The 10,110-nt window shown below is 68.2% G+C and carries 11 protein-coding genes and 1 pseudogene; 7 read left to right on the forward strand and 5 right to left on the reverse strand.

Features of this window, described 5'->3' with window-relative positions; genetic code table 11:
- Positions 1-58: 58 nt before the first annotated feature.
- The 4 genes from ACVCAH_RS36725 to ACVCAH_RS36740 all read right to left on the reverse strand — a co-directional run bounded on the left by ACVCAH_RS36725 (position 59) and on the right by ACVCAH_RS36740 (position 3,013).
- Positions 59-343: a transposase family protein gene (locus ACVCAH_RS36725; protein WP_447140816.1), complete on the reverse strand. Its 285-nt coding sequence runs from the start codon at positions 341-343 to the stop codon at positions 59-61.
- A complete protein-coding gene (locus tag ACVCAH_RS36730) occupies positions 340-741 on the reverse strand; it encodes a transposase family protein (protein WP_447140817.1) in 402 nt (133 codons plus the stop codon). The genes ACVCAH_RS36725 and ACVCAH_RS36730 overlap by 4 nt, the downstream gene beginning before the upstream one ends.
- A 230-nt stretch (positions 742-971) precedes the next feature.
- Entirely contained in the window at positions 972-1,256 is a 285-nt protein-coding gene (locus tag ACVCAH_RS36735; RefSeq protein ID WP_447140818.1) for an HPr family phosphocarrier protein, read from the reverse strand.
- Positions 1,253-3,013: a phosphoenolpyruvate--protein phosphotransferase gene (locus tag ACVCAH_RS36740; RefSeq protein WP_447140819.1), complete on the reverse strand. Its 1,761-nt coding sequence runs from the start codon at positions 3,011-3,013 to the stop codon at positions 1,253-1,255. Before ACVCAH_RS36740 ends, ACVCAH_RS36735 begins: the two co-directional genes overlap by 4 nt.
- A 225-nt stretch (positions 3,014-3,238) precedes the next feature.
- On the opposite strand from ACVCAH_RS36740, the gene ACVCAH_RS36745 reads away from it, so the two are divergent.
- The 7 genes from ACVCAH_RS36745 to ACVCAH_RS36775 all read left to right on the forward strand — a co-directional run bounded on the left by ACVCAH_RS36745 (position 3,239) and on the right by ACVCAH_RS36775 (position 9,444).
- Positions 3,239-3,967, forward strand: a complete 729-nt coding sequence (locus tag ACVCAH_RS36745; RefSeq protein WP_447140820.1) for a GntR family transcriptional regulator — start codon at positions 3,239-3,241, stop codon at positions 3,965-3,967.
- 15 nt (positions 3,968-3,982) lie between these two features.
- Positions 3,983-5,410 (forward strand): hypothetical protein, encoded by a 1,428-nt coding sequence (locus tag ACVCAH_RS36750; RefSeq protein WP_447140821.1) that lies wholly within the window; start codon positions 3,983-3,985, stop codon positions 5,408-5,410.
- An 11-nt stretch (positions 5,411-5,421) separates the two neighbouring features.
- Positions 5,422-6,882, forward strand: a complete 1,461-nt coding sequence (locus tag ACVCAH_RS36755; protein ID WP_447140822.1) for a PTS ascorbate transporter subunit IIC — start codon at positions 5,422-5,424, stop codon at positions 6,880-6,882.
- Positions 6,879-7,184, forward strand: coding sequence for a PTS sugar transporter subunit IIB (locus tag ACVCAH_RS36760; protein ID WP_447140823.1), 306 nt, complete (start codon positions 6,879-6,881; stop codon positions 7,182-7,184). Before ACVCAH_RS36755 ends, ACVCAH_RS36760 begins: the two co-directional genes overlap by 4 nt.
- Entirely contained in the window at positions 7,181-7,612 is a 432-nt protein-coding gene (locus tag ACVCAH_RS36765; RefSeq protein WP_447140824.1) for a PTS sugar transporter subunit IIA, read from the forward strand. The genes ACVCAH_RS36760 and ACVCAH_RS36765 overlap by 4 nt, the downstream gene beginning before the upstream one ends.
- Positions 7,609-8,385: a sugar isomerase domain-containing protein gene (locus ACVCAH_RS36770; RefSeq protein WP_447140825.1), complete on the forward strand. Its 777-nt coding sequence runs from the start codon at positions 7,609-7,611 to the stop codon at positions 8,383-8,385. Before ACVCAH_RS36765 ends, ACVCAH_RS36770 begins: the two co-directional genes overlap by 4 nt.
- Before the next feature lie 270 nt (positions 8,386-8,655).
- A complete protein-coding gene (locus ACVCAH_RS36775) occupies positions 8,656-9,444 on the forward strand; it encodes a response regulator (RefSeq protein ID WP_447140826.1) in 789 nt (262 codons plus the stop codon).
- Here the strand turns inward: ACVCAH_RS36775 and ACVCAH_RS36780 are convergent.
- Positions 9,347-10,110: pseudogene (locus tag ACVCAH_RS36780) on the reverse strand (hypothetical protein); the annotation flags it as partial. The gene ACVCAH_RS36775 and the pseudogene ACVCAH_RS36780 overlap by 98 nt on opposite strands.

The following is a 10,110-nucleotide window of genomic DNA, read 5'->3' on the forward strand; positions in this document are numbered from 1 at the left end:
TACACGCGATGACCCAGCCGGTCACCGCACCCCTGAAAACCAGCTAACCAACTCTCCATCAAACCCGGGGCTTGACACCTTGGCGGGCCCTTGGTAGCCAGCGTCGACCAGCACTGTCACCTGCGGGTAGGGCGTCGATGACCTCGACGCTGGCGGCGGTGGTGTCGTGCATCCGGCCCGGCCGGTGCCCACCGCACCAAAGGTTCGCCCCGTACTCGTCGGCCACGACGGTGGCCTTGATCGTGTTCTGCTTGACCTTCCCGGACACGAACGCCTTGCGCCCGGGCCGGCCGGCCCGAGGCCGGCGGACCCGAATCTGCGTGGCATCCAGCCGCAGCGTCACACCTCCGCGGCGGCATATGCGAACACGTCCGCCAGAGTGTGCAGCCGGATCCCGCTCGGGCGAGCGAACCTGCGACCGGCCAGCAACGGTCGGACCTGCCCGGTCGCTCGAGTCACCGTGGACCGATCCACCCCGAACGCCGCCGCCACGGCTTCGTGCGGCACGCCCAGACGCAGATGAGCGAGGGTGATAATCAGCCGGTCGGTGAACCGCAGGATCAGACGGCGGCCGGCGCCGGCTGCCCGCCGCCGCTGGCCGCCGCGGCGGGCATGCAGGCGACCTTCCCGACCCGCCAGCCATACCGGGAACAGCTCGGTCCGTAGCAGGTGCAGATGCCCGCGGGAGATCCCGGTGAACGCGGGATGACTGAACACACGACGCGCCCACCGGATCGACACACGGAGATCATCACCTAGGTTGGATGAGCGCCACCGACCGCCCAATCGCGCACGACGTCGTGAAAGAGGAGCAATTGACAGACCTGGTTGTGGATGTCGACGAACCCGCCGGGACCCGTCCACGACGCCGACGCCGTCCGGCAGCACCGAGTTCTCTAGCACCACCTTGCCACGTACCGCCACCGGCTTCCGGTCCTCGGCGGGGGGGGGGGGGGGGGAACACGAATCGTTCATTGGTCGTCGAGTTCGCTTGTCAGGAGGACCACCAGCGCGTCCAGAGCGTCGTCGGCTCCCTCGCCCTGCGCGGTGAGGACGACCTCGTCGCCGAAGCCGGCGCCGAGGGTCATCAGGCCGAGCACGCTCGTGGCGTCGACCTTGTGCACGCCGTCGCGGGAGATGGTGACGGGCGTCGCCTGGGCGGCGGCAGCTTCGGCGAGCCGCGCCGCCGGACGCGCGTGTAGCCCCGCCTTGCTGGCGACGGTTACGCGTCGTTCCAACACGATGTCGTGATTCATGGGGTTCCTCCGGTCGGGGTGTGCAGGGTTTTTGGTCGGCCGTTCTCGTCGAGCAGTTGGCGCACGGCCGCGCGGGCCTCGTCGGCCGTGCAGGCCTGGAGAGCCTGCCGCGCGGCCTCCTGGCACGCGTCCAGCGGTGCCGCGGCGAGCCTGGCCGCCACCGCCGGGATCGCACGGGGCGTCATCGACAGGCTGGTGACGCCAAGCCCGACGAGGACGCAGGCAAGATCCGGGTCGGCCGCCGCCTCACCGCACACCGAGACCGGCTTGGCGTGGGCTTGTGCCGCCGTACAGGTTCTGGCGACTAGATGCAGCACCGCCGGCTGCCATGGGTCGTTGAAACTGGCGACCTCGCCGAGTTGCCGATCGGCGGCCATCACGTACTGCGTCAGGTCGTTGGTGCCGATCGAGACGAAGTCGCAGGTGGCGACGGTCTGATCGGCCTGGATCGCCAGGGCCGGAACCTCGATCATGACACCGGCCGCTCGCAGCCCCCGTTCCTTCGCCGCGGCCACGAAACGGGCGGCCTCGGACGGGGTGGAGACCATCGGGGCCATTACCCAGACCTCGGCGTCGGTTTCCCGCGCGGCCTCGGCGAGCGCGTCGAGCTGGGCGTCGAGCAGCTCACGGAACCTCACCGCCGTCCGGAAACCCCGGACGCCGAGCGCCGGGTTGGGCTCATCGACGCCGGTGAGGAACGGCAGTGGCTTGTCCGATCCGGCATCGAGGGTCCGGGCGACGACCTTCCTACCCGGGAACATCGAGAAGATCTGCCGGTAGACGGACACCTGCTCGGCGACCGATGGTGCTGCGGCGCGCCCCAGGAAGCAGAACTCGGTCCGGAAGAGACCGACGCCCTCCGCCCCGACGTCGACCGCGACCTGGGCCGCACCGGGGTCACCGACGTTAGCGAGCAGCGGCACCAGGCAACCGTCCGCGGTTGCGCCCACGCCATCGAACGTGGCCACCGGTGACCTCGTCGCCGATGGGCTGGGTGAGACCGTCGCGCCCTCGGCCATGATCTCGACGGTGCCGGCGGTTGCGTCGACCAGGACGATCTCCCCCTCGGCCAGGGTGGTGGCGCCTGCGGCACCGACCACGGCGGGGATCCCCATCGCGCGGGCCAGGATAGCGGTGTGGCTAGTGGGCCCGCCTTCCTCGGTGACCAGGGCGACGACCTGACTGCCGTCGAGCGCAGCGGTGTCCGCTGGGGCCAGGTCCCGGGCGACCAGCACGAAGGGTGTGTCGCGTCGCGGGAGCCCCGGCATGACTCGGCCTTCGAGAGCGCAGACCAGTCGGTCGCGGACGTCCCGGAGGTCGGCGATCCTGGCCGCCATCATTTCGCCGGCACCAGCCAGGACCGACTCCACCTCAGCCGCTGCAAGCCAGGTGGCGCGTGCGGGCGACACTCCGTCACGTAGAACGTGACCCTTTGCGGGCCCCAGGAGGATGGGATCCACGGCCATCATCGCCGTGGCGCTGAGGACTGCCTTGGCAGACCTGGTGGCCTCCTCGGCACGCGTGAGCAGGTCGGCCTGGACCTCGCGGGCTGCCTGGTAAAGCCGAGCGACTGCGGCGTCCCTCCCCTCGGGATCGAGCGGCGCGGATGCGGCCGGCTCCGACACGTCGTCGGCCATGTGAACCACAGGCGCGTGCGCAGCGCCCGGGCTCACGCCAAGGCCGACGATGCGTCTGGCACCGGGGTCGAGGGGCGCCGCTTCAGTCGACGAGGCCCCTTGTGCTGTCTTCACGTCCATGAGACCGGGGAGTTTAGAGCGGGATCGACAAGTGGTCAATACCTCTGACAGGGCCGCATCTGTGGGACTCCGCTTGTTCGCCTTACTGCTTCGCCTCCTGCACGCCGATGTCGGCCAGCTGCCCACCGGACTGGCATGTGCCACCCTCGCATCGAAGGCGAGATTGGTATTGACATCTCCATGGGCCGCGCTTAGGTTTCCCGCATCCGATTCGAGGAGCCGATCGTGACGCAACCAGCCGTCGACCCGGGCGTGACCAAGCGCCAGCGTGTTCGCGACCAGCTCCTGCTGATGCATGGCCGACTGGCGCCGGGGCAGGTCATTCCACCCGAACGTGAGCTCGCCGAGACCTTGGGGGTCTCGCGGCCGACGCTCCGTGCGGCGGTGGACCAGCTGGTGGCCGAGGGCTACCTTGAGCGCCGTCAAGGCAGCGGCACCTACGTGACGCAGCCCAAGGTTGCCATGCCGCTCACCCTGACGTCGTTTTCCGAGGACATGCAGCGGCGCGGGATGCAACCGGGCGGCCGGGTCGTGTCGTTTCGGGCGAAGTTCGCCGGGGCGGAAGTCGGCCATCAGTTGAACATCTCTCCGCGCGCCCAGGTGTGGTCCGTCCGCAGGCTGCGCACCGCTGATGGCGAACCGATGGCCATCGAACAGGCATACCTGCCGCACGCCCTCCTCCCCGATCTCAGCCCCGCGAACCTCACCAACCGGTCCCTGTACGACCACCTCCGTGATGTGGGCATCAAAGTGGGCATCGCCACCCAGTCAATCGAGCCGACCGTGACCTCGGAAGAGGAGTCGGAGCTGCTCGGCGTGCCGGTGCTCTCACCCGCATTTCTGTTCGAGCGCACCACACGCGACCGCAACGACACCCTCATCGAATTCGTCCGCTCCATCTATCGCGGCGACCGCTACCGGCTGCTGGCCGAACTCCGCCCGCCCTTCATGTAAGGAGAGTGCGTCGACATGTCACACCGATCGATCAAGAAGCTCGGGACCGTGGTCGCGGCGGGTGCGCTGCTCGCGGCCGCACTTCCCGTCGCCGGGCCTGCCAGTGCCACCTCAGGTGGCGACTCCGCGTCGGCCGGTCACCGCCGGGCCCACGCGGGCGACCCGAGCCGATGGAGGCTGGTGGCTCAGGAGGGCTTCGACCGCCCACTCGGCGTGGACGCAGCGCCCTGGGTCAAGGACCCGCAGGGCCCCAACAGCCCTTGGCACGTGGACGCCTTCGACGACGACGGCGAGGCCTGGAAGGCGATCAGCGACCCCTACTTCTCTCAGACCCTCGACTCGTTCGGCGTGTACCGCAAGCGGGTGACCTTCGGCACCCGCGGCTGGCTCACCGCCGAGATCGCCGCGCAGGACAAGGACAACGACGGAACTCCGGACTCCCAGCCCGGACTCCGCACCGTGACGCTGCCGGGCGGCGAGCACGCCGGCCAGATCCACGAACCCAGCTGGGACGCCGGCGTGCTGATCCGACCCACCAAGCCGCTACCGGCCGAGTATCGCGTCGAGGTGACGCTGAGGGGGATCGACTTCGGCGGCAAGCGCAACGGTTCACTGTCCTACGACGGCAAGTACAACGGCTACCGCGACACTGGGTGCAAGACCGGGTATCCGTGGACCTTCCGGGGTGTGGTGCCCAACCGGGACCGCTGCGGTTACGGGAACGTCACCGCCGAAAACGGCTTCTACTACATGACGATCCTGGACTACGAGAACCCGGCGCCGCACGGCAACCCAGGGATCCACTACCGACGCAAGATCATCATGGACGGCTACAACAGCGTCGCGTCCTGGTCACAGGATGACGGCATCTGCAATCCCGAGACCGGCGAGATCTATGGCGTGGGCGACGGCAACCTCAACGCCGTCAACGCGATCTTCGTGCGCGGCGACAAGTTCCGCAGGGGAAACAACAATGTGAGCAACGAGTACTTTTACCGCAACTCGTGCGGTGACCACTCCGGTGACGCACCCATCGGGCCGAACGGCGAGTACCACGGCATCCTGTCCACCGCCGAACTCCAGCCCGAGTTGATGCCCGAGCAGTCCTACACCTTCGCGGTGGAGCGTGACCGCACCGGTTACACCATCGAGCTTTCTGGCCCGTTCCGCCACATCGGCCAGGCAAAGCTGCGCTACCACCACGACTTCGTCGAGGACGGCCGGCCGATCTGGCACTACAACCAGACCCCAGAGGAGTACGACGGCCGCTTCGACACCTCTCTCACCCACACCGGCCCTACAGGCAGCTACACCACCGAGCACACCTGGCCGGCCGGCTCCGCCTACCCCGACAGCTTCATTATCGGCGATCCGCACCTCAACTACTACGAGGGTTCCGCTGTGGTCGACGACATCCGTCTCTACGTCCCCCAGAATCACTGAGAGACAGCACCATGGACACCCTCAAGGACATCCTCACCTTCCTCGCCAACAACGTCTTCGGACAGGTGCCGATCCTGATCGGCCTGATCACCTTCGTCGGCCTCGCCCTGCAGCGGAAGAAGCTCGAAGACCTCGTCGCCGGCACCCTGCGCGCCACTGTCGGCATCGTCATCCTCTTCGTTGGCATCGACGTCTTCGTCGCCGGCCTGGTCAGCTTCCAGACCGTGCTGGCCAGCGCGATGGGCACCACCCCGCCCGCTGCTGACCAGTCGCTTGGCGACTTCCTCGGAGCGCACGGTGGCAGCATCGCCCTGGTGATCACCGTGGGCTTCGCACTGCACCTCGTGCTGGTGCGACTGTTCTCCGCGGCGCGCTACCTCTACCTCACCGGGCATCTGATGTTCTGGGTCAGCGCCATCACCGTCGCCGGGCTCGTGCAGGTTGCTCCCAATGCCAACCAAGTGACCTTGGTGCTGTGCGGTGCGGGGATCGTGGCGGCCTACTGGACCCTGCAGCCGCTGTGGATGCGCCCGTTGATGCGCAAGGTGGTCCCGGGCGACAAGTTTGGCTACGGCCACACCAGCTCCCTGGCGTGCCTGCTCACCGGATGGCTGGCGCGGCCGCTCGGGTCGCCGGAGAAGCACGACGCCGAGAAACTGAAGCTGCCTCGCCAGCTGTCCTTCTTCAAGGACGTCAACGTCAGTACTGCTCTGGTCATCTCGGCCATCATGCTGGTGGCCGTCGCCTTCGCCGATCCGGATGTGGCAGCCGAGCAGGCCGCCACTGTGAACGAGAGCCTGTCGACCTGGGTGTGGGCGCTCATCGTGGGCCTGCGGTTCGCGGCCGGACTCGCGATCGTCCTCTTCGGCGTGCGCATGTTCCTGGCCGAGATCGTGCCCGCCTTCAAGGGAGTGAGTGACCGCCTCATCCCCGGCACCCGCCCAGCCCTCGACGCACCCACCGTCTTCCCTGTCGCCCCGACTGCGGTGATGCTCGGCTTCGTCAGTTCCACGGCAACTTTCCTGGCGCTGATCGCCCTGTTCGCCCTCAGCGGCTGGTTCACCCTGGCACCACCCATGATCATGCTGTTCTTCGTCGGCGGTGCGGCCGGCATCTTCGGCAACATGGTCGCCGGTTGGCGTGGTGCCCTCTTCGGAGGCGTCTTGACCGGCCTGTGGCTCGCGGTCGGCCAGGCCATCACCTGGGGCATGCTCGACACCACGGCGCCGGAGCTGGCGACCCTTGCTGACCCTGACTGGTACGTGATCGCCTGGCTGATCCTGCTCGCCGAGCCGCTAATCGGTGCCTTGAGCCTGTGGCTTGCCCCCGCGGCAGCGCTGCTGGCCACCGTGGTGACGCTGGTGTGGCTCGGGCGACGTGAACGAAAGGTCGACGAAGAGCCGAAGCCCGACCTGGCGGCCCTGGAGAGCAGCAACACCAGCCCGACACCGACGAAGGACGCACAGGCATGAACCGACACAGCCCTCTGAACATCCTCACCGTGTGCGGCGCAGGCATGGGTTCCAGCCTGATGCTGAAGATGACCACCGAGACGGCCGTCAGCGCCCTGGGGCTCGACGCCCGAGTCGAGTGCACCGATGTCTCCACCGCCCGAGGGATGAACCCGGACGTGGTGATCGGACAGGAGATGCACACCGAGGGGCTGCAAGACCTCGCGCCGGTGGTGCTTACCATCAGCGACTTCCTGGACGCCGAAGGGCTCGAGGCGCAACTGCGGGAGGCCCTGACCGAGAAGGGATGGATCGGCTCATGATCCCGATCGCCGTGACCGATGGCTTTTCCGCAGCGACGTGGGAGCAGGCGGTCGAGTCGGCCGCCGAACTCCTCGTCGGCTTGGGCGTTGCCACCTCTGGCTACCCCGGCGCGTGTGTGGACATCGTCCGTCGGCAAGGTCCCTACATCGTCCTGGCACCCGGCCTGGCGCTCGTCCACGCCCGTCCTGAATCGGGCGGCCGGGCCTTGGGGATCGGCTGTGTACGGCTCGACGAGCCGGTCACCTTCGGCCATAAAACCAACGACCCGGTCGACCTGCTCATCTCGTTCTGCTCACCCGACGACAGCCAACACATCACCGCCCTCACCTCCCTCGCGAAAGCGCTCGCGCAAGGGCTCGCCCAGCAGCTGCGCAACGCCGGCGGGGGACCGGAGGTCAAGAAATACCTCGAGGAAGCGCTCACGTGACCGACAGCACCTCCGAACTGAAGGCAACCGTTCGCGCCCTGCTCGCCGACGTCGACGAGCACCTGGACCGCGCGCTGCCGCGCGCAGCGACGATGCTCCTCAACTCGGTGGAGTCCGGCGGCCTGATCTACGTCGCCGGCGCAGGCCACTCTCTGGCCATGGTCTGCGAGACCTTCTACCGAGCCGGCGGGCTGGCCTGCGTGCGGCCACTGTGGCACCCCGACGTCTTCCCGCTGACCAACGCCGTGAAGAGCACCCAGGCGGAACGCACCGCGGGCCTCGGTGCAAGCCTCGTCGAGAACGCCAACCTCAAGCCCGACGACATCGCCGTAGTATTCTCGACCAGCGGCAGCAACCCTTACCCGATCGAGATCGCCCAAGGGTGCCAGGACCGCGGCGTGGATGTCGTCGCGATCACTTCCACAGCGGCAGCCCGGGGGGCAGCGGCCAGAGCCGGAGGCCAGCTGACCGACCACGCCACGGTGGTTCTCGACACCGGTGTGCCTCCCGGGGACGTCACCTTCCCGGCAAACCAGCCCCGAACCTCCGCGGTGTCGACACTCAGCGCCTCCTACGTCTGGGCGAGGCTCCTCGCCCAAATCGACGTCGAGGCATCCCGGCGTGGGCGCGTCCTCCCGACGTGGCAAAGCGCCAACGTTCCCGACGGTGACCTGGCCAACGAGACGCTGTTTGCCCGTTACGCCCCAATAGTTCCGGAACTTGGCTACCTGTCGACCGATCGCAACCACGCCCACCCTGAAGTGACCCCTTGAGACCGGATACCTTGGTGTGCTCTGGGTTGGCCGGAGGCATTGATGAAGTCCGACCGTGGGCGCAACGCGCTGGCCGAGGCCGTGGCGTGGACCGCGAAGAGCCTGCCAAACCGGCCTCCGTATTCGGGCGGCCCATGGCACCACCAGGCCGGGGCAGCACATGAGGGAGGGGATCTGCCGTGATCAGTGACGCCGACCTGTCGAGGCGCCGTCGTCCGAGGCGTCGTCGGCGTTGCCGGACCGGTGTCGTCGCCAATAGCCGCGGATCTTGTGGTTCTGCTCATTGAGGATGATGCCGGTGACGCGCTGCTAACCCGGGAAATGCTGATCGACAGCGGTATCAGCAGCCGGTTCGCGCAGGCCAGCAGCCTGGCTGAGGCATCGGTCTCACCGGCGACGCCGGACTGTGTGCTGCTCGACCTGCACCTGCCTGACTGTCGCGGGCTGGAGGCGCTACGCCGGGTGCTGCACCGGTGGCCGGACGCGGCGGTGGTGGTGCTGACCGGTCTGGACGACGCGGCCATGGGAACAGCGGCTGTCGCCGCCGGCGCCCAGGATTACCTCGTCAAGGGTCACATCGACGGTGCTCTGCTGGGCCGCACGATCGAGTACGCCATCCAGCGCCGACGTGCCGTCATGACGGAGCTGCGGGACAGCCGAATGCAGGCCAGCGAGAACATCCGATTGCAGCGCGGCCTGCTCCCTACGCCGCTGACCACCGATCCCACACTGACGGTCGTCAGCGAATACGTACCCGGGCGGGGGCGGTCGCTGCTCGGCGGCGACTTCTTCGACTTGGTGCAGGACGAGGACTACACGCGTCGCGCTGCGCGACAGCGTGTTGCGGTGGTACTGGCCGCCCACCGAGACGACGTTCTTCGCCCAGGCCTGCGGGCGGGAGCTGCGAGTGCCGTCGTTGCTCTGCGACGGGCAGATGAGGATGTCGTGGTCGAAGACGATGTCATCCAGCGACGCCGAGGCCGAGGGTGTAACTCGTGGTCAGACCGTTACCCCAGCTGTTGCTTCGGAAGACGGCCCGGTAGGTGCCCGTCGGGTTGACCAACTGGGCGGTGTGCGCGTACCGGTCGCTGATGTTGCTGGCGGCGAAGATGCCCTGTCCCTCGGGGAGCAGGCCGCGGTGCTGGGCGGAGACGCCCTGGGCGAAGATCTGACCGTAGGTCGAGGTGCCGTGGCTGGTGCTGGTGGTGTTGCCGCCGTGAATGATCGGCCGGCGGGCGGCGAACTCCTGGTGCGTGGCGCGCAGGCCGCCGTCCATGACCTCGCCCCGCACGCCCTGACCGCGGTACCCGCGGGCGGTCTCGATGGCGCTGGCGCCGCCGTCCTCCCGGGCGTTGGCCATGTCGTTCTCCGGTGCCGCCCAGGCGTCGATGGCGAGCACCTCGCCGAGCGCGGCCACCGCGTCGAGCTGGGCGCGGTTCAGCGTCGCCTCGATCAGGCCCCGGCTCGCCGAGGCGAGATGGACCGAGCCGCCGAGCGCCTCGATCTTGCTGATCACCGCACCCTGGTCCGCCACGTCGCGGTTCACCAGTGAGATCTGCAGCCGACCCGGCCGGACCTCGGGAGCGACCTTGTCGCTGGCCTCGTACCCGCCGATCCAGCGGAGTAGGGCAGCGCGGCGACCCGGTCCTGAGCTTCCCCCGGTTTCCCGGGCACCTGATCTGAGGCGACACTGGTCGCCGAGGGAGGAGTTCGGATGCCCGCACC

It is taken from the genome of Micromonospora sp. LZ34, from assembly GCF_052981855.1.